The organism is Sporosarcina sp. G11-34, assembly GCF_026931025.1.
Window position 1 is genome coordinate 1 of record NZ_JAHNZW010000010.1, and the last position, 20,083, is coordinate 20,083.

At 36.8% G+C, this 20,083-nt stretch carries 23 protein-coding genes and 4 pseudogenes; 25 read left to right on the top strand and 2 right to left on the bottom strand.

Going from position 1 to position 20,083, the window contains the following annotated elements:
- Positions 1-181: pseudogene (locus KSU66_RS14695) on the bottom strand (sodium:calcium antiporter); the annotation flags it as partial.
- 574 nt (positions 182-755) lie between these two features.
- Here KSU66_RS14695 and KSU66_RS21445 point away from each other — a divergent pair.
- From KSU66_RS21445 to KSU66_RS14720, 7 genes and pseudogenes are all read left to right on the top strand, one after another.
- Positions 756-860: a hypothetical protein gene (locus KSU66_RS21445; protein WP_443028991.1), complete on the top strand. Its 105-nt coding sequence runs from the start codon at positions 756-758 to the stop codon at positions 858-860.
- A gap of 33 nt (positions 861-893) precedes the next feature.
- A pseudogene (locus KSU66_RS21450) lies at positions 894-938 on the top strand (hypothetical protein); the annotation flags it as partial.
- 495 nt (positions 939-1,433) lie between these two features.
- Positions 1,434-1,559 carry an FbpB family small basic protein gene (locus KSU66_RS14700; protein ID WP_269052228.1) on the top strand — a complete coding sequence of 42 codons (126 nt, stop codon included), beginning with the start codon at positions 1,434-1,436 and terminating at the stop codon, positions 1,557-1,559.
- Between the two features lie 23 nt (positions 1,560-1,582).
- Positions 1,583-1,969 carry a sporulation protein gene (locus KSU66_RS14705; protein WP_269052229.1) on the top strand — a complete coding sequence of 129 codons (387 nt, stop codon included), beginning with the start codon at positions 1,583-1,585 and terminating at the stop codon, positions 1,967-1,969.
- A gap of 50 nt (positions 1,970-2,019) precedes the next feature.
- Complete coding sequence (locus KSU66_RS14710; RefSeq protein ID WP_443028988.1) at positions 2,020-2,295, top strand: YkvA family protein; 276 nt, start codon at positions 2,020-2,022, stop codon at positions 2,293-2,295.
- A gap of 52 nt (positions 2,296-2,347) precedes the next feature.
- Positions 2,348-3,113: pseudogene (locus tag KSU66_RS14715) on the top strand (TerC family protein).
- 363 nt (positions 3,114-3,476) lie between these two features.
- On the top strand, positions 3,477-4,148 hold the full coding sequence (locus tag KSU66_RS14720; RefSeq protein WP_269052231.1) for a phosphatase PAP2 family protein: 672 nt from the start codon (positions 3,477-3,479) through the stop codon (positions 4,146-4,148).
- A gap of 530 nt (positions 4,149-4,678) precedes the next feature.
- On the opposite strand, the gene KSU66_RS14725 is transcribed toward KSU66_RS14720, so the two are convergent.
- Positions 4,679-5,497 (bottom strand): serine/threonine protein kinase, encoded by an 819-nt coding sequence (locus KSU66_RS14725; protein WP_269052232.1) that lies wholly within the window; start codon positions 5,495-5,497, stop codon positions 4,679-4,681.
- 1,083 nt (positions 5,498-6,580) lie between these two features.
- Between KSU66_RS14725 and KSU66_RS14730 the strand changes: the two genes are divergently transcribed.
- The 18 genes and pseudogenes from KSU66_RS14730 to KSU66_RS14815 all read left to right on the top strand — a co-directional run.
- Positions 6,581-6,904, top strand: coding sequence for a hypothetical protein (locus KSU66_RS14730; protein WP_269052233.1), 324 nt, complete (start codon positions 6,581-6,583; stop codon positions 6,902-6,904).
- A 454-nt stretch (positions 6,905-7,358) separates the two neighbouring features.
- Positions 7,359-7,964, top strand: a complete 606-nt coding sequence (locus KSU66_RS14735) for a protein kinase family protein (RefSeq protein ID WP_269052234.1) — start codon at positions 7,359-7,361, stop codon at positions 7,962-7,964.
- 491 nt (positions 7,965-8,455) lie between these two features.
- Complete coding sequence (locus KSU66_RS14740; protein WP_269052235.1) at positions 8,456-9,238, top strand: substrate-binding domain-containing protein; 783 nt, start codon at positions 8,456-8,458, stop codon at positions 9,236-9,238.
- Between the two features lie 90 nt (positions 9,239-9,328).
- Complete coding sequence (locus KSU66_RS14745) at positions 9,329-9,832, top strand: COG4315 family predicted lipoprotein (protein ID WP_269052236.1); 504 nt, start codon at positions 9,329-9,331, stop codon at positions 9,830-9,832.
- A 136-nt stretch (positions 9,833-9,968) separates the two neighbouring features.
- Entirely contained in the window at positions 9,969-10,517 is a 549-nt protein-coding gene (locus KSU66_RS14750; RefSeq protein ID WP_269052237.1) for an RNA polymerase sigma factor, read from the top strand.
- A complete protein-coding gene (locus KSU66_RS14755) occupies positions 10,514-11,179 on the top strand; it encodes an anti-sigma factor (RefSeq protein WP_269052238.1) in 666 nt (221 codons plus the stop codon). Before KSU66_RS14750 ends, KSU66_RS14755 begins: the two co-directional genes overlap by 4 nt.
- 279 nt (positions 11,180-11,458) lie before the next feature.
- Entirely contained in the window at positions 11,459-12,082 is a 624-nt protein-coding gene (locus KSU66_RS14760; RefSeq protein WP_269052239.1) for a superoxide dismutase family protein, read from the top strand.
- Positions 12,083-12,371: 289 nt separating this feature from the next.
- Positions 12,372-12,644, top strand: coding sequence for an AlbA family DNA-binding domain-containing protein (locus KSU66_RS14765; RefSeq protein WP_269052240.1), 273 nt, complete (start codon positions 12,372-12,374; stop codon positions 12,642-12,644).
- Between the two features lie 61 nt (positions 12,645-12,705).
- Positions 12,706-13,083 (top strand): hypothetical protein, encoded by a 378-nt coding sequence (locus tag KSU66_RS14770; RefSeq protein WP_269052241.1) that lies wholly within the window; start codon positions 12,706-12,708, stop codon positions 13,081-13,083.
- A 634-nt stretch (positions 13,084-13,717) separates the two neighbouring features.
- Positions 13,718-14,611 carry a DUF6744 family protein gene (locus KSU66_RS14775; protein WP_269052242.1) on the top strand — a complete coding sequence of 298 codons (894 nt, stop codon included), beginning with the start codon at positions 13,718-13,720 and terminating at the stop codon, positions 14,609-14,611.
- Between the two features lie 25 nt (positions 14,612-14,636).
- Entirely contained in the window at positions 14,637-14,831 is a 195-nt protein-coding gene (locus KSU66_RS14780) for a hypothetical protein (protein WP_269052243.1), read from the top strand.
- 83 nt (positions 14,832-14,914) lie between these two features.
- Positions 14,915-16,081, top strand: coding sequence for an AAA family ATPase (locus tag KSU66_RS14785; protein ID WP_269052244.1), 1,167 nt, complete (start codon positions 14,915-14,917; stop codon positions 16,079-16,081).
- Positions 16,082-16,149: 68 nt separating this feature from the next.
- Positions 16,150-17,601 (top strand): vWA domain-containing protein, encoded by a 1,452-nt coding sequence (locus KSU66_RS14790; protein WP_269052245.1) that lies wholly within the window; start codon positions 16,150-16,152, stop codon positions 17,599-17,601.
- 457 nt (positions 17,602-18,058) lie between these two features.
- A complete protein-coding gene (locus KSU66_RS14795) occupies positions 18,059-18,550 on the top strand; it encodes a DUF2975 domain-containing protein (RefSeq protein WP_269052246.1) in 492 nt (163 codons plus the stop codon).
- Positions 18,551-18,565: 15 nt separating this feature from the next.
- The gene (locus KSU66_RS14800) at positions 18,566-18,787 is read left to right on the top strand and encodes a helix-turn-helix domain-containing protein (protein ID WP_269052247.1); all 222 of its coding nucleotides are present in this window, start codon (positions 18,566-18,568) and stop codon (positions 18,785-18,787) included.
- Positions 18,788-18,844: 57 nt separating this feature from the next.
- Positions 18,845-19,432: a hypothetical protein gene (locus KSU66_RS14805; RefSeq protein ID WP_269052248.1), complete on the top strand. Its 588-nt coding sequence runs from the start codon at positions 18,845-18,847 to the stop codon at positions 19,430-19,432.
- Positions 19,433-19,500: 68 nt separating this feature from the next.
- Positions 19,501-19,983 carry a DUF2975 domain-containing protein gene (locus tag KSU66_RS14810; RefSeq protein ID WP_269052249.1) on the top strand — a complete coding sequence of 161 codons (483 nt, stop codon included), beginning with the start codon at positions 19,501-19,503 and terminating at the stop codon, positions 19,981-19,983.
- A gap of 1 nt (position 19,984) precedes the next feature.
- A pseudogene (locus KSU66_RS14815) lies at positions 19,985-20,062 on the top strand (helix-turn-helix domain-containing protein); the annotation flags it as partial.
- Between the last annotated feature and the right edge of the window lie 21 nt (positions 20,063-20,083).

A 20,083-nucleotide genomic window follows, 5' to 3' on the forward strand; every position in this document is an offset into this window, starting at 1 on the left:
TTAACGCCGCAATAATACTGACCGTCGCTTCAGGCGAGCTAGTCCCAAACGACACGATTGTCAGCCCCACTAGAATGGGTGGTACACGGAGGAGCGCCGAAATAGCGGATGCACCTTTGACAAAATAATCGGCTCCTATTATCAGTAATGCGAAACCTACCAGTAATAATAAATAAGTCATTGTAAACTCCTTTTTTTGTAATTGTATCAAATTGAAAACGGCTATGCGAATTTAAGCTTATTTGGTTGAATTGTCAAGTAAATTATATTTGCACTTGGTAGAAAGAGGAATTCCCGTATGACTAAATTTCGAAAAGAGCACGATTCTATCGGAGAGATTCAAGTACCCGAAGATAAAATGTGGGGTGCACAAACGTAGCGTAGCAAAGAGAAATTCGCAATTGGAACTAAATTATTGCCGATGGCATTGATACATTCATTTGCGGTCGTTTGGAATATTGAACGAAAAGGATCTGTTGTGCTTGCGGCATCGCCTCCAATGAAAAAATGATTTCGTGTAAAAACAGGTACCCGTATGTACGAAATACCAGACCACCCTGACATTAAGCTATTCGATTCTGAAATAAGCTATTTTATAGAAATGTCATTGGTTGTCACTCGAATACTTCATAAATATGTTCCTGCTAAAGCAATCCACGCTTGAAGTGTCAATGGAAGCTTCATTGATTTAACTCGAAATAAAAAGGTTGTGGGGTGATCCAGTGTAAACTGTTAAAGCTATTCAACGAGAAGTAATTGAGACGCTAAATTTACCATCCACAGTAGGTGTGGGGTCAAACATGTTAATAGCAAAGCTAGCACTAGATTTAGAAGCAAAGAAAACAGGCTTTTCAAAATGAACTTTTGAGGATGTACCGACGAAACTATGGCCAGTTTATCCATTTAGAGAATTGTGGGGGATTGGTCGCCACCCGTAAAAGTCATTGAAGAATATGGGGATATTTTCAATAGGAGACTTGGCGAGGAATATTGAAGACAAAATTGTTGAAAATCTGGAGTGTACTCATTCTTTGTCCCTCCCTTCCCCAGTCGTCTTGGACGAATTATGGTGATTATAGAAAAACAGAAAATAATATATTGACAAATCAATAAAGATTGTTTATTATTATTACATACAGTTGAATAGTATCTCCTAAAGGGGAGTAGCTTTTATAACAAAGTCGTCAATACGGAGTTTAACACTCTCGGCTTTGTTGGCAATATAATGTTGTTAGCGAGACCTTTACCAATTGGTAAAGGTCTCTTTATGCACGTAAAAACCTTTACCATACAAATGGTAAAGGTTTTTTTGTTTGGAAATAACAGGTACTTTCTCTGTGCTATGGATCAACAGTGATGTAACACGCTTGCACGACTAGAAATAAGACTACGTTATTTTAACAAATCGTCAACTAAAGGGAGGTGATAACGTCATGGGGAAGGAAAGGGTATCCATATTGGATTCAATTAGAAAAAACAAAGAGGAAATTCTTAAGGATAAGGTATTGATTGAAAAAATTGAAAAACGTGTTGAAGAAAAAGTGCTTAAATCTAAATAAATAATCAAGGAGGGTCTTTGTTGATGCTAAGGAAATATATGTCTCTTTTAGGAATAGGTTCAGCACAAATCGATCTTATCTTGCAAAAGGAAACATATAAGTTCGGTGATTCTGTTCATGGGTATTTTTTGATCAAAGGCGGTACCATCGAACAACAAATAAAACGAATTGACTGTGATTTGATTATGAGTGATTGTACTGCACTTGTAGAGAAAGTAATCGATACAACAACGATTTTAACGTCAAGACTTATTCATACAGAAGAATTGAATAAAATTTCATTTGCTTTTCAGTTGCCAGTTTGTGTCCCAGTATCATCACATGAAGTATCGTATCATTTTAAAACAAGGCTTACTTTTAGCAAAGGTGTAGTGAGTAGGGACCAAGATATCATTCAAATTATCCAGTGATATGCATAGGGCAGAAGATTTTAGTTGAAAATTAGAAAAGGATGATTTTTTTGTTCAAGCATCTAAAAAGAATTAAATTCATGTTGAAACCTTGGAGATTCCTCCCCTTTTTAAAAGAGTTTTACGTATCAAAAGATGTGCAGCTTCATAAAAAAGCACTAGGAGTCTTACTGATACTCACATATGCCTTCTTTCCTTTTGATTTGATTCCGGACTTCCTGTATTTGATTGGAATCATAGATGATGTTGTTATCGCAGGTTTTGTACTAGAAAGAATGGTGAATATAGCTCCGCAATCCCTTAAAGAAAAATATAACGTCATTTAGAAAGCGTAATAACGGAATACCAAAGGAGGAATAAGATTACTTTGAACCTTCAATTTTAATAGAGTACGGCTGGGTATTATTACTTTTAATTGCAATAGAGGGACTATTAGTAGCGGATAATGCACTTGTTTTAGCTATCATGGTCAAGCATCTTCCAGAAGAGGAAAGAAAGGGAGCACTGTTTTATGGACTCGCGGGTGCATTTGTTTTCCGTTTAGCCTCATTATTTGTAATTTCCTTCCTTGTTGATGTATGGCAGGTTCAAGCGATAGGTGCTCTTTATCTTTTATTTATTGCAGTCAATCATATTGTTAGAAGGCTGATTGTAAATAAAGGAAAAGAAAAGAACAAAGAAGCAGAAGAGAAGAAACAGTCAGGGTTTGTTTTGGGGAACTGTTTTCAAAATAGAATTGGCTGATATAGCATTTGCAGTTGATTCGATTCTAGCAGCAGTAGCACTAGCAGTTACGCTTCCAAATAAAAATCTGCCCAAAATTGGTGGGCTAGATGGAGGAAAATTCCTCGTTATCTTTGCTGAGGGAATAATTGGCTTAATTATTATGTGCTTTGCTGCTAATTTCTTTGTGAAATTGCTTCAAACGAAACCAGGCTTGGAAATTTCCGCCTTTCTCATTGTAGGTTGGGTTGGAGTAAAGCTGTCTGTTTTAACATTATCACACCCAGGGGTGGCGATATTACCTGAAGAGTTTGTCAAGTCACCTGAATGGAAAATAACTTTTTATGTGGTACTTGTTCTAATCGCACTGGGCGGCTGGTTTTTATCAAAGGAGAAAAAAGAACTTCCTTCTGGTAAATAATTTAATGGAAGTGTATAATTTCCCAAGCTTTAAAAACAGGATAGTTCGTGTTTATTTTTAGGTATTTGTTCAGCTCGAATATATTTTATTTTACCTAAAGAAACGTATAGTCCTGATGAACATATTAACGAGTGTTTCTTAATAATGGCGTTACTGTTGAAAAAAATGAATTGACTCTGTATAGGAATGATTGATTAATCTAGAGTAAGTATTAGATTCAGTAACTATTTTGTCATCAAGGCTTATTTTTTCAGAAGAATCGAATAAGGTATCTTTTAGGTTAGAATTATTTTTATAGTTTCCCTTTAGAAATAGAAATAGAAATAGTATACAATTATGATTAAAATGAAAGAAGTGCATGTCATGCGCGAACTCTCGCTACGGCTTCTAATAACGTTTATCATTTGCATCGGCCTCGGCGTAGCATTCGGATATATCTCTGCCGCTATCGGCAACGAAGCAATTGTAGGATTCGACACTGCTGTCATCGTATTTGTTCAAGGATTGGAAACACCCTGGCTGACATCTATTATGAAACTGTTTACGTGGGTTGGCTCCCGTTATGTTGTTGTGGCAATTGCTTTGATGGGGTTTATTGTCTTATATTTTGTATTGTGCTACCGACAGCAGGCATTTCTATTGATTTCCGTGGTCGCCGGATCCGTTTTGTTGAACAAACTGCTGAAAAACTATTTCAAGCGAGAGCGGCCAGAAATCCACCGTATCATGGATGCAAACGGCTACAGTTTCCCGAGTGGTCATTCGATGATGGCGTTCGCTCTTTATGCAATCATTGCGTATATCGCCTGGCGTGATGTGAAAAGAACGGTGAGCCGTGTTCTTCTTGTTGTATTCACACCCTTCATGATTATCATGATTGGCACGAGCCGTGTTTACCTTGGTGTCCATTACCCAAGCGATATTGTCGGGGGATTCGTGGCAAGTGCTCTTTGGCTGACGATTGCGACTTCAGTTTCTGCTTATTTCCAAAATAAACGTGAGAAAAAAGAGAGACCGTTTCACGTAAATGAATGATGGGGAGCTGTCTTGTTTTAATGACTACGAGACAATAGGCTTCACGGTTTATCTGGTTTCTCCCTACTGTTGCATTTTATATTGCAATTTAGGAAAGGATCTTTTATTTTTAATCCACCAACATCTGTCCGAGTTTCGACAGAAGATATATCGTGCCATTTTAAACCAAGCCCACTGAAGGTGTAGAAAGTAGAGATATTTACTCATCAGATTTTAGACATGTAAAATAGTTAGACTTAGCTGAGAGGAGTACTAATTATTTAAGTTTTGTCCTAACTTTATGCTAGACTAAACAAAATAAATAACGACAGGCTCTAAAAAATAATGAGAAGAGGGAAAAAATGATAAAAAAAATAATGAAGCAACTCAAGCAACTCAAGCAACTCTCCCAAGGCAGCAGCGAGCGAAGATATGGTCACAATCGCCGAGGCAGTAGTAGCAGCAATCGGGGGTATAAGCGATCTCCAATGAGTGGAAGTAACCGCTATAGACAGAAGGGTCGGAGCAGCAGCTAACCTTCCCCGTTACGATTAATATACTTTTTCTTTCGCTTTAAGTGCAGCATGAAGATCGGTTGAAATTTCACTAATAGTTGAATATGGTTCATTAATTTGTAATAGTCTTTTCAGCAAATAAACGGTTTCCTTTTCTAAAGAAAGTTCTTCTGTCCAAGGAAGAGCTTCTTTATTTTTTAAAGAGTATGTCGTATAAAGCAAATATAAAAGTATTTCACCTAAATCAAAGTAGTCCTGTTGTTTCATTTCTAGGATATCTTTATGTTTGTTCTGTAAAGAACTAGACGGAAATTGAAATGGGTCAACCGAGACACTCTGCTTAGACAAACCAAAATCGATCAAAAAGGGCTCATCATTTTTTAGTAAAATGTTTGGAATACGTAAATCTTGATGGTAAATACTTTTTTTGTGAAGATAATCGACTAATTCGAGCATCTGATTAAGAATTAGTAGAGACTCTTTTTCATTAAAGGTTTTCTTGCTAAAAAAAATAAGGTCTTCCAAATTCTCCCCTTCAATGAGACTCATTACATAAAAATAATATTCGTTATTTGAAAAACCTTCATATAATACTGGCATGTTTTTATGGTTTAGTGTACGCAAAACAGAGGTTTCACTTTCAAACAGCTTAACTTCTTTTTTGTTACGACATTTACTTGGACGAAGCTGTTTAACCACTCTATTCTCTTGTGACTTCAAATCTTTGCAGAGATAAACAATGCCATAGCTTCCAGTCCCTATAACATTCAGAACTTCGTAGCGTTCGTTCAAAACCGTACCTTCTTCAATAGGTATATCTACAAAAAATTGATAAATTTTTCGAATTGAACGCAAAATTGAAACTTCCCTCACCTCTTCTTTAAAATTAGGATCTTACACAAGGCTTAAAACCCATTAATTATCAAACTTTAGAGATTTTATGTACTAGTAGAGCTCACAAAGTCCAGCATAAATTGAATATGAAGTATAAAAGAGTACGTCCGTTAGGGAGTTTACTCTTTTAAAAGACATCAATGGTTTGTAGCAGCCGAAACCTTGATAGCTTCTTTAAATTTCTTAACTGTCATTCTTAGAAAATACAGGGTGATTGCCTTATTAAATTTTATCTGATTAACCTTAGGTCTTCCAGGTTTATGACCTTTTGCTCTAGTTGTCTCATCCAGTAATGTTCAGCCACGAATGGTGTTCCGTTCAAATCCACTTCATTTCTCGATGGTGTCAGCAATTTTAACTAGCCTTTTTGCAGATCTGGTTATGCATGAAAATATACGGGTGGGTGTGCGTATTTGGAAGTTACCTAGCAGTAAAATTGACTGACCAGCGACATAGTTCAACAAAGTTGTTAGCAAAAAGTAATTAAACTATATTCCAATCGGACTTTATGCTTGGGTCATTGATCTATTGAAGAGTCAATTTGCGGTTGAAGATAACGTTCTTTCTTCGATTCAGAAGAACGAGCAAACACGTTTTCAATCAGGCTGCTATGGAAGATTCCAGAAAGTGGGCTTTGGGTGTAGCAAACGAAATCAATTCCAAACGGGAGATTTTAGACTTACTACCAGAAGAAGCGGATAGTTTATTCCCATCAACTCCGTCTAGCCATTGTAGGCATTACCCGTTTGCTATTGAGTGCTATCGGTGTTTTTGATGTTCAATAAAATAGAGAGGATGTTTACAAAACTATGATTACAATAATGGAGGTGGTCGCAATTATAGGTGTTGATGTAGCCATTACTATTGTGTCGAATCTGATTGGTTTTAATTAAGGGAAAAGAACGTAGCAGACACTAATTGTCAAGAAAAAAGAAGGGGAATTAAAGTATTCTGCTTCTATAAATTGACAGGCTGAAATAAAGTCGTTTTTTTGGTTAAGTGGGGAAAGATACGATAAAGTAGAAAACATGAGGAGATGTTTGTATGAGTTTATTCCAATCGTTGAAAGAGCTTATCGTTGGAAAGGTAAGTGAGGTTGTACCAGATTTGAATGTAGAAGAATTAAAGAATAAAGCTGGCGAGATTTTAAATGTCGATGGACTTTCAGATAAGGCAAATGAGTTCAAAGATCAAGTGAGCGAAAGCGTGAATGTAGAAGGCCTAACCGATCAAGTGAATGAGTCTTTGGATCAAGGAGCGGAAGCTTTAAACGTGGACGGTGTAGCTGATCAAGCAAAAGAAGCAACTGGAAATGTTACAGAGAAAGCACAAGATTTTCTATCTAACTTAACGGACAAATTTAAATAAAACACATGGTAAATTATTGGGCGCGTTTGTGGGTGCGAAACGTTCCTGATTCAAATGAAATGTGGTCACACAATTTCGGTAAAGGTCAGGCAGTTTTAGATTTATGGAAACTGAAGGGTTATATCAGAATTAATAGAAGTAACAATCATATCATTGGCAACCCACTCATAACTAACTGCTTTCTGATACGATTACTGTATTATGATTGACATCTAAGCTGTTTAAACTTATAGTAAACTTACAATATAATATATCCAACTTCCACTAAGGGGAGTAGCTAATACAGTAAAAGTCGTCAACACAGGATTTAAATCCTCGGCTTTATTGGCAACAATCGTTGTTTGCGAGACCTTACCAATTATTTGGTGAGGTCTTTTGTATTATTTGAGACATTATGACCAGAATTGGTTATAATGTCTTTTTTTATTTTTTGAAAGTAATTGGAGGTTAACCTTTGGGTAATTATCTAGAACTTGTAAATTCAGTCATCATTAACAAGAAGAATCGTCTCATTAGCCACGACAAATCTTTAAAACTTGTTGGAACAGGGAGAAGTGCATTTGTTTTCAGAATGCGGTCATCAAATAAAGCAATTAAAGTGTTCTTTCCTGATTTTACGCACATTGCTAAAGAAGAAGCTGAAATTTATAAATTACTACAAGATATTAATTATTTTCCATCTATTTATGAAACTGGATTGAATTATGTTGTCATGGATTACGTCGATGGTTATACGCTTTTTGAATGTATGACACACGGGAGAATCATTACATCTGATCATATTAATGAAATTGATTATGCACTATCATTGGCTTCAGATTTGGGATTAAATCCTTCTGACATTCACTTACGTAATATTTTCATCACATCTACTGATGAAATAAAGCTCATTGATGTTGCACGATTTAGACAAATGAAAGACTGCAGGCAATGGAGTAATCTTAAAAAAGCCCATCGTCAATTTTACCGCAAACGTTTCTTTTTGAAGAAAATTCCTTACCCTTTCTTAAATATCGTGGCTTTTCTTTATAAAAAGGGACTTATTCCATATTATCGGTAATGAATATTTAATCGTGCACATAGGGGATTCGATGACCTTAAAAAAGCATAATTATGCTTTTTCGTAGCTTCAAAGAAAAAATAACCTTGATTTATTGGTCGATGATTAAAGTGAAAAAATTAGTAGAATATTAGAGGGGGAAATTAGGAGGTTTACAAACAAATATTAGGTGCAGTAATTGTTTCTCATTTCACTGGCAGTCATCTTTTCATTTTAGAAAACGATACCCCAATGATGTTCGAAACAAAATAATATTAGAATAAGCGAATTGAAAAGAGTGGCCCCTTGGAGAAGAGGAATTCCATTTCAATTAGATCTCAAAAGGGGTTACACCTATTAAACTAACGGATGTGGGAACTCGATAGAGAAAAGCTAACTCGGAACCCTTCCTCTTTTCTTCTGTTCCCTTAAAATGATGTTCTTTCAAACCGTTTTGTCCATTCAGTCGTTTCCTTTAGTAGAAGTAACTATTTGAAAGGTGGTCAATAGGATTGAAGAAAATTGGTTTCGTGTTTTTTGTCATTCTGATTGTTGCTGGGTTGATTGTGGTGACTGGCATGGCTAGTGAAAAGAAAGTGAAGTCGAAAAAGGTTGACAACGTTGTTTATGTTTATGGTCCCGGTGGTCCTCTTGGTCCAATGGAAGAATTGGCGAAGCGTTTTTCAAATGAGAAAGGCATTCAAGTTCAAGTGATTGCGGGACCGGAGGGGAAATGGATTGAAAATGCAAAACAGGATGGGGATATTATTTACGGCGGCTCTTCCTACATGTTAAGCAACTTTTTATTTTCACATCGAGGATTATTAAACGAAGATTCTTGGGTTGAATTATATTCCCGTCCCGCAGGAATTCTTGTGAGGAAGGGAAATCCAAAAAGTATTCAAACGTTTGCTGATTTAACGAAAGAACATGTCCGCATTGTCGATGTCAACGGAGCGGGTCAACTTGGGCTTTGGGAGGATTTGGCGGGTCGTAAGGGACTAATCCCCGAAATTCAACAAAATATCGCGGTTTCGGTTAAAACAAGTGCCGAAGCAATAGAGCTTTGGAACTCAGATTCAACAATTGATGCATGGATCACATATGAATCTTGGCATTATCGCCTTCAAAACGAAACGGACTTGGTGACATTTCCGGAAGAAGATAAGTTATATAGAGGGACGCCAGCGGCTTTAACAGTAAAAGGTACGGATAAAAAGGCAGCGGTAAACTTTTTGACTTATTTACAAACAGAAGAAGCCCAAGAAGTTTTTCAAAAATGGGGATGGAAGTAATGAACTTTTAAAAAATATCAAACCGTTTATGCATTCAAGTCGTTACCTTAAGTGAACGCGTAAAAAACTTTGGTTAAGGAGGAATAAATAATGAGGAAATGGTTATTGGGATTGCTGTTGTTAATTGTACTTGGGGTATTAGCTGCATGTGGAAATGAAAGTACAGAATCAGTCAAAGACGAAGACAAAGGGTCAGAACCTACAGAATCAGTCAAAGACGATGACAAGGGTTCGGAACCGACAGGACCGGCCCTACAAGTCTTATCGAATGACAACACTGGCGAGTATTTAGCGGATGATGAAGGAATGACATTATATTATTTCAAAAAAGACGCCGAAGGAAAAAGTAACTGTACAGATGATTGCCTTGCAACCTGGCCGCTTGTAAAAGCTAGTAATTATGAAGTGCCAGATGGATATGATAAGGCCGACTTCGGTAGCATCACTCGGGAAGACAATGGTGAAGAACAGTTGACGTATAAAGGGTATCCACTTTATTACTTTGTGAAAGACGAGGCACAAGGAGATGTAAATGGAGAAGGCGTCAAAGATGTCTGGTATGTAGTGAATAATAAGACTGAGTTCGGAAAATAATTTTTGTAAAAGGAGAAACCTGAATGGTTTCTCCTGTATTTTTGTATGCCCATAACTTTCTTCCTGTTAACAGCAAGCGATCTTATTGGTATGATTAGAGAAGTAAGAATATTCACTCGGGAAGGGGTGCAGTTGTGTGCGTACAAAAAACGATGAGGAACTGTTTCGATTGGTTAAAGTGAAGAGCCGTAACGCACTTGAGGAATTATATGACCGATACGGTAAGCTTGTCTATAGCTATGCTTATAAGTTTTCCAATAATCAAATGGAAATGTCAAAGGAGATTACCCAACTTGTCTATTTAAGGCTTTGGACGACTCAAAGTCACTATACTGCGTCAAAAGGGAAGTTTATCAATTGGCTATTAACAATTACGAGAAATATTTGTCTAGATTATGTAAAGAAAGAACGGCGACACAAGTTTATGAGCGACGATACTACGATTGAATACATAGCGGATCCGAAAAATATAATTGACGAGCATATCGACGCACAGTTAATACAGAATGCAAAACTTAAACTCACAGAGAAACAAAGGCGTTTAATCGATCTTTTATATTGGAAAGGTTGCACACTTAAGGAAATCGCCAAAATTGAAAAAGAACCAATTGGAACGGTAAAAAGCCGGCTTCATCAGTCATTAAAACAGTTGCGATTAAACATAGAAAGGGGGGAGCAACAATGAAAAATGACCGTAAAGATCAAGGTGTGAAAAAGTCTATGTCTGATCAATCCCTCTTAAGTGATTTGATTGGAGCGGATGATGAAATGTGGGAAGCTATGCATTTCGACTTTGAAGTTGTTGAGGAACCATTAGGGTTAAAAGAAGAAGTGTTGAATTTTGTGCTTGAGAATGAAGATGAGAACGTAACGCCATGGGAAAAAGTGAAATCTCTAATCCAATCGGTACGTAACCAGTTTACACCGCTGACGACTAGTTTGAGTGCCGCGATGTTGTTAGGTATATTTTTGTTAATTACTCCCCTTATTCAGGGTCCATCAGTAAAGAGCTTCAGTGAGATATCAGCTACCATGAAGTTAAATGTTGCAGAGGGAGAAAATGGCGAAGTACACGGTCAAGCATTTTTGATAAACAAAAGTGGAAAAGAGGAGCTTGTCGTAAATGTATTCGATTTTCCTCAAACGAAAGGGCAAGAAGTATACCAAGTGTGGTTGATTGACAACGGTCAACGCCAAAGTGCGGGTGTCTTTAGACCAGATAAGGAAGGTTACGGTGTCCTAACAGTTGACATGTCAAAACTTAATTCATTTGACACTATCGGGATTACTTTGGAACCGAATACTAAAAGTAAACAGCCTAAAGGAAAGAAAATTGTTGGAACTTGAAATTGAATTTCGGGTACTTATGCTAGAAATAATCATGAATGTTTCTAGCGTGATTGGTTGCTTCACAGATCAAGAGAAGAACCAGGTCTGTCGAACGATTGGGTGAAAAAGAAACGAAAAGTAATCGATTATCTCATTGTTTTGATAAGCAAGTGGCAAGTGCAAGAGTCTGTTTAAAATCCACCTTGTTTAACAACGATCCCAGCCATTTAGGTTTAACTTATGCAATTAGTGGAATGCATGAGTATTGGAACTTTTCAATAGAAGGGAAGTATAATGATGAAAAAATGGCTTTTGTTAATTCCAGGATTCGTTCTCGTTTTTGTTCTTGTTGCTTGTGGGGATAAAAATGAATCATCCGAAACTGATGGGGTGAATGATAAGACGACAGAAAAGACCGACGGAGATAATACAAGTCCATCTAAAGAAGATGAGATGGTTGAAGATGAAGACCTACTAATTGTTAAAGTTGATTTGATGGACAGTAGTGGGGATTCGATTGGAACAGCAGAATTGACTGATAAAGATGACGGTGTTCAAGTTAAGTTGAATGCGAAAGGTTTGTCTGAAGGCACGCATGGTATCCATTTTCATGAAGTGGGAAAATGTGAAGTTCCTGACTTCGAGTCAGCAGGGGGTCATTTTAATCCGGCTGACACAAGCCATGGAATCAATCACGAAGAAGGTCCGCATGCGGGTGATTTGCCGAATCTTGAAGTAGGCGAAGACGGTGAGGTAAATGAAGAATTCTTAGCTGAACATGTAACGCTTAAGGGCGGAGAAGAAAACTCACTGTTGCAAGAAGGTGGAACTGCTCTTATTATTCATGCTGAAGCAGACGATGGAAAAACTCAACCATCTGGAGATTCCGGCGATCGCATCGTATGTGGTGTTATTGAATAACAGTACATGCATGGAAAAGTTGCTTATGCACGAAACTATTCAGCAAAGTTACTACAATAATCGGGCGCCTATTGTGGCACAGGGATAAGGTTTCATACAATTTTATTGTTTTCCAGATGATACAATTTATACGTTGTTAACTTACATAAAACAGGTTTCATTCAACCAATGAATGAAACCTGTTTTTTCTTGCCTTTTTATAAAAGGGAGAACTGTACTTATGAGAGTATTGAAAGATGGGTAATTTCTTTTTCTGTCGGGAAAATTGTAAGCTATAGAGAAGGGGAAGATGTTATTCAAAACACCTAACTTTGGGAATATAACGATTGGAGATGTTTTAGAGCTGCCAGAAAGTCATTACTTTGAACAGAAGTCGGCTGATTTGAAAGCAGCCAAGCTGAATAGTCCGCTTACTGCTATGGCCAATGCAGATGGTGGTATAATTGTTATTGGTGTTGGAAACGGAAGAGTTGAAGGAATTAGGGTTCAAGGAAATGTTAAAATAAATGATTTTATCCAATGCAAAATAACACACTATTTTCCTAATGTTAGGGCAATATAACGCTTTCTGTCAGTCGTTAATAATAAGGGGCAATCAAACCAGGTACTTCTTATTCAGATAGATGCATCGCCTAACACTGTACACAAAACGGCAAGCGATGAGAGATTCACGAAATTCTAGAGTAGGAAGGGCGCTGACCAATCTCGGCTGGGGTAGGGAGCTTGGTGAAGGTGTAAAAAGAATGTACCTAGAGATAGGAAACGTTTTTCTTGACGACCCGGAGAATATAGAAAAACTGGGGTCAATCATTCTAACTCTTAAAAGTAATATTGTAATGCGTCGTATAAGACGGGAAGAACGTATTAGTTCGCTTATTTTTCCGAAATGGGATAGTTTAAATGATTATGAAAAAAAGCTATTGAACACACTTATAGTAAAGGTTCCATTACAATTGCACAGCTCCATCAATATATATAACGAAGTAAAAATTTTAGCTTGAGAATATTAAAAGGCTTGTGTGAAAAGGATATTTTAGTATTAATAAGCGCCTCACCTACTGATCCAAATCAGCATTATGTTCTAAAAGGTTCAACTGTACAATGAATACTGGAAAATAATGGAGATATACTTCGCAATTTAGCACCCAGGCTTCGCCTATTTGTGCGTGAGCTTCGCACGGAACGAATTGAACTATTGCTCTTATTCTGATGTTTTTGCTATGTGATTCTGTTTTTGTTAAAATGAGTTCATATCCAATTATTTCTTAGTCACCTTACCTACTGGTGAAAGTCGTTACACTTTATGCATACGCAGAAAGAGATTCGGCATAAGTTTTAAGCCTTTGTATTCCTTTTTTAGTGGAAAAGTTAGGCAGACGCTAGACACGTCAAAAATTTGCACATGCAATTCAAAGAGGATACTTACGCATTTTGCGTGATATATATATTAAAATCGATTTTTCCTATTCAGGAGAGGTCGATTTTTTGCATTTGAAAAGGTAATGGAGGGAGATTGAAGAAGGTTTATTTAACTAGCATAAAACGGTTTATTTTAAAACGCATTTACTTAGCGATTGCTAGGTTAAGTGCGTTTTTTTACTTATTTTAAATACAAAACAGAGAGGGTAGATAGGTATGTCAATTAATCTTGATCAAATGACAGCTGTTCAAAACGAGCAACAAGGCGGTATTTTAGGACACTTAATGTGGTTTTCAGTTGGCAAGCAATTAGTCAAAATGGATGATTTAGAGCGGGGTCTTGTTCAATCAGGGTTACCTGTTGAGTGGATGCCAAATGCGATTCGTCCAGCCGATGCTTTCCGAAGAAGTACTAAGGAGATTGAGACTAGAAAATCTACTGGACGCGCTGGTGTATTCGAGAACTTCCTTATACGTGAAGTGTTCTCGGACAAGAGCCACGTGCAAAGAAACATTGTAGTGGAAAAAGTGAATCAGGCTGGTAAACGTCTTGATTACAACAGTCAAGCGGGCGTAATTACATTGGATAAGCAAAATAGTTCTCTAACGTTTGTTGCTGAGGATAAAATGGCAAAGGAGCTTTGTTTTGAAGCAGAGCGGAATTTCAATATTTATAAAGATCATTATTCAGCCCAGCAAGTAAGAGTAATGGTGAGTAAAATCCTTCAATCGTTAGCACCCACACCTGTGCGTCCTAATGGCGGTGTTTATTTTGTACCAGATTCACATACGGAAGGGTTGAATCAACTTGTAAACTTTACGTCCTCTCTTGAGAACAGTGAAGGGTTCAAGATACCTGTCGTTAATACATTCGACAACCGACAAATGGTGAACACGAAGCTAAATGATCATTTGGAATCCATTTTAAATGATTGTAAGTCGAGTGGTGGGCTGAAAAAGGGACAAGTGAAAGAGATTATTGAAAATGCGAAGTCTGTAATTGCCAACTATCGTAATTACAAGGGTATTGTCACCAATGAAGCAGACACGCTAGAAAATAAAATCATGACGATTCGTGCAGCGATTGCGAAAATGGTCGCGGATTTTTAAAAAGTATAGAAATGGAGCGATTAGAATGCCTGAGTTTTTTCAAACAATAATGGGAAGAAAATTCTATGAGCGTGATGTTGTCGAGTGTGTGCAATCTATAAAGAAAATCGCACAAGAACTTGAGCGTTCAAATGAATTGAAAGAAAAGGAGTTGCAGTTAAAAATGCGGGAGCTGTCGATAAAAGAACAAGAATTATATATTCTTTCAGCGAAAAACTAAAATGAATCTTAAAAAGGGAAGTAGGGTTTCATTAGAAGCCTGCTTCCTTTTTCTATCTAAACTTAAAAAAGGAGTTAATCAAAATGACAAACACTAATTTTACCAAGTTAGAGGAAATTAAAATGGCACTCAATACAAAGTTTTTTGAACGCGAAGAAGAGGTTGAGGGGATTCTTGTTGCTCTACTTTCTAGGCAGCATATGCTCATGATTGGACCTGCTGGAACAGCGAAATCCGCATTGTCGGTTGAGTTAGCACAAATAGTAGAGGGAACAGAATACTTCCAGTGGTTGCTGACGAGGTTCAGTACACCCGAAGAAGTCTTTGGGCCGTTGTCGTTAAAAGACCTTGAACAGGGCGTGTACAAGCGGAATACAGCCACTAAAATGCCAGAAGCCAATCTTGTATTTTTAGATGAGATATTTAAAGCTAATTCAGCAATCTTAAATAGTTTGCTAACGCTTATAAACGAAAGGCTTTTCTATAATAACGGGACACCTGTAAAGGTACCTTTGATGTCAGTCATTGGAGCTTCAAATGAATACCCCGAAGAAGGAGAAGGACTAGAAGCTCTTTTCGACAGATTCTTACTTCGATTCGAGCTAGATTATATTGCAGATGAAACGAATTTTGTTTCTATGATGAAGGGGGCCGGTCAAGTTATCGCTATGCCTTCCATGACTATGGATGAGTTGGTTCAACTTCAGTTTTTTACTGACATGGTTACAATTCCTGATGAAGTCTATGACACGCTTTCAAAAATCCGTAATGAATTACGCGATGAAGGAATCCGTCCATCTGACAGACGATTTAAACAGTCGCTCTCAGTGCTTCAGGCGAAGGCTTTGATAAACCAAAGGCAAGTTGTAAAAGTTGATGATATTGTCATTCTTGAAAATGCACTTTGGGAAACAGTGGATCAAAAGGATAGCGTTTCTTTGATTGTTCGTAGCCATGCACAAGATGTGGTTACTCAAAAACTGGATAGGATTCAGGAAGAGGCGAGTGAAATATATTCACTTATTCAGAAGGATGCTTCTACTGACGCTGGTATGGAAGCTACTCAAAAACTGAAATCGTTGGTTGCTGATTTAAATAAGTTGAAAAAGCATAATCAAAGTAGAGATGAGGATATAGGTCCGTTGCTCGATAAAGTGAAGACGATTCAGCAAGAGGTTCTTGACAGTATTTTAGAGCCAATGGATATTGATACTTCAAGTACAAAATCTGCTGTTGAAATGCGGTTTTAAGCGTTAGGATTGTAGATTGAAAGCCGGGGAATTAATCCTTGGCTTTCTATTCATTCAAATGAAGGGAAGTGTTTCTATTGGAATCAACAAAAGCGAAAAGTGGAAATCAATCTGTGTTAAATACAGATGCATTTGATAAAAGACGTTTCAACGAAATTTATTCTATGTCGCACGGTCTACAAAAGCTAAGTGGTGATGGAGAATTAGCTACGTTCGAGTCCTTACTCGCTGACATTTGGGCTTCTTTATACAAGATGAAACCTGAATTGACTAAAGAAGAAATCCCAAAAGACTTGAAAGTGAACGAATCTCTTATGGAGAAAATTATGAGTGATGATTCGTTTGAAAACTACCGAAAATTTACCCGACTGGATGAATTATCGTCAGCCATCGGAACTGTGAAATTCGGGGAGAAAACAAAGGAATGGTTGACTGAACAAAAAGAACAGGATAAAGATTTACAAACGCTGATGCAAGAAATACAGGCGATGCAAAGACAACTTCAAATGCAGAAGCAACAAAATGGAACTGGAAATGGTAATGAGAAACTTCAAGAAGACTTAAAAGAAGCGATGTCGGACTTAGATAGCCAATTTCAACTGTCGTTACAAAATAACAGCTATAGCTTTTCACAAGCAATGGCACAAGCTATGCAAGAAACCAAACAAACGAAAGATAGTTTGAAATCATTACTTGGTGGCACAAGTGCTGGTAGTGGCGATGCAGAGCTGAAAAAAGTTCCTTTGCGGGACCAAATTTCATTAGCAGAGAAAATTGCATCTAATATACAGATGAAAGAAATTGCAGATTGGGCTGGCCGATTTAAACAGATTGCCCGTAACAAGCAGAAATCCAAGCATAGTGAAACAATGGAAAGAAGCGGGGTTACGTTAGGTAGCGATATTGAACGGTTATTGCCAATGGAACTAGGATTGTACACACATCCAATAACGAAGAAAGACTTCCTACGTCGCTTTATGGAAGGTCAAACGATGCAATATGAACAGAAAGGGCATGAGGTATTAGGGAAAGGTCCAATTGTACTTTGTCTGGATCAGTCAGGCAGCATGCACAAGTTAGATACCCAATCAAAAGGGTTTACGTTAGCGCTTATGTCTATTGCAAGGAAACAGAAGAGGGATTTTTGTTTAATCCTATTTTCTACTCGTACACAAATCTTTAAATATGAAAGAGGGAAAATAAAAAGTTCAGATATGATCAATTTAGCTCAATCTTTCTTAGGAGGAGGAACGGACTTTGCATTACCTCTTGAAAGAGCGATGAATGTAATAAACGAAAGTCGTTTTAAACAAGCTGATTTAGTTTTCATTACAGATGGGGAGGACAAAGTAAAAGAATCGTTTCTTGAGTCGTTCAATAAAAAGAAAAAAGAAAAGAACTGCAATGTATTATCCCTTACGATAGGAAGTAATATAAAAACAGTTAACCAGTTTTCAGACAAGGTAGTAACAGTTAAAGACTTTGATGACGCAGGAAGTTTTACTGCGTTTGAACTATAAATTAACATATTGAGAACTTTAATTGGCACTGTCTTCGGGCAGTGCTTTTCGTTTGGAATGGGAAATACCTTTGTGGAAATTATGAAGTTTAGGGAGAAATCCAATATGGACAAAGTTTCAAAGATGGAAAAATTGTTATGATGAGGTGATTAACTATTCGAGTGCCTTTTGATTGGCAGCTACCAACCAATGAGATTTCTTATTTATTATTAACGTATTAGCGGTTGAGAGACTTCTTATTCAAGTAACCGTTAGTTGAACAATTTATAAATTGAATAGATTTAAGTTGTACAGAGTATTTCTATGTAATTAGGAATGCTTTTTAGCTTTGTCAAAAACGAGAAAAATATTTATGTAACGAAAAACATACGTTGATATGCGACATATATTTGTTGATATTCGATAAATTAAGTGTTAAAGTAAAATTTGCAATAAATAAGTTAAGGGAGTGCTTTTTATGAAACGAGGAACAACCCTATTTTTAAAGATAGCGGTCATTTTTATTGGAATTCCAGTTCTTGCTTTGTGCATATTTTTGTTGCCTCAGATAGCGAGTGAAGCAAATGAAGCTGCGGGGAGAGGTTGGGATTTCGCTTATGTAGTATATTCTATTTTAATAATCATGTATATTTCTGTGATCCCATTTTACTTGGCTTTGTATCAAACATTTACCCTATTAGGCTTTATTGACAAGAACCAAGCTTTCTCGGAATTATCTGTAAGAGCTCTAAAGAAAATAAAATACTGTGCTGTCGCAATTAGCGGCTTTTATGTGGTAGCCCTTCCATTCGTCTTTATTATGGCGGAGATAGACGACGCCCCAGGTCTAGCAATAGTCGGAATGATTCCTATTTTTGCTTCCATGGTGATTGCTGTCTTTGCTGCTGTTCTTCAAAGGCTTTTGAAAGAAGCCATAGATATTAAAGAGGAAAATGATTTAATAATTTGAGCTGAGGTGAATAACATGGCAATTATAATTAATATTGATGTGATGTTGGCTAAAAGGAAGATGAGCGTAACAGAACTTACGGAGAAGGTCGGGATAACAATGGCAAATATCTCGATACTAAAGAATGGTAAAGCAAAAGCGATTCGATTTTCTACCTTAGAAGCTATATGTGAGGCATTAGACTGTCAGCCTGGAGATATTATAGAATACAAAAGAGACGAAGATAAAGAAGGGTAATATGAATTAAGCAGGTGTATAAGAGACAACCTGCTTTACATCAAAAAGGTGAGGATTATGATCAAGGAAAAAAAGGTTTATATCCTTTTATCCGATACAGGAACGATGTTAACAAGACTTATTAAGTCATATACGAAAAAACCTTATAACCATGCCTCAATCGCCTTTGATGCTGAGTTAATGGAGGTATATAGTTTTGGAAGAAAAACTGCGAAAAATCCTTTTATTGGGGGATTTGTTCGAGAGGATATTCATTCCGAATTATTTAGACAGTCAGATTGTGCCATCTATTCTTTAAACATATCAAATGCTGAATTTCAAAAGATGTACCAATATATCCAAGAAATAGCTTCTAAAAAGGAGAAATATCGCTACAACTTCATAGGATTATTTGGAGTACTATTTAAAATACCGATAAAAAGAAAAAATGCATTCTTCTGTTCTCAGTTTGTGGCATCTGTACTAAAGGAAAGTAAAATCATTAACTATGAAGAAGAGGATATTTCACTGGTTAAACCAAGTGACTTGACTCATTTAGCTAATATTCAATTGATGTATGAAGGTGGTTTAAAAGATTATCAAAATAGAGGCATTATTAATGAAAGACTCCAGGCTCCTTATCAATTAGTTCGGATTGAAATCTAATTACGTGCGCCTTTTAATGGCGTATTAAAGTAAAAATTACATTATATAAGTTAAGTGAGGTGCTTTTTATGAAACGAGGAACAACCCTATTTTTAAAGATAGCTGTCATTCTAATTGGAATTCCAATACTAGCTTTGTGCATATTTTTGGTGCCTGAGATAGCCAATTATGCAGTAGAATTGTATCCAGATATTGCTTATTTGAAATATCTCGTATTAATTGATATGTATGCAGCGGCGATACCTTTTTACTTTGCTTTGTACCAAGCTTTTAAACTATTGAGCTATATTGACAGGAACAAAGCATTTTCGGTGTTATCGGTAAGAGCTTTAAAGAAAATCAAGTACTGTGCAATCATAATTAGTATTTTGTATGTGGTAGGCATGCCGATTTTTTATTTCATGGCGGAAATAGAAGATGCACCCGGTATTATTGTAATCGGATTGATCATTATTTTTGCTTCTATGGTAATAGCAATCTTCGCTGCTGTTCTTCAAAGTCTCTTACAAGAAGCTATTAACATAAAATCAGAAAATGATTTGACGGTTTGAGGTGAAAACAATGAGGATTATAATCAACATTGACGTAATGTTGGCGAAAAGGAATATGAGCGTTACAGATCTTTCGGAGTAAGTTGGTAAAAAACCGAAA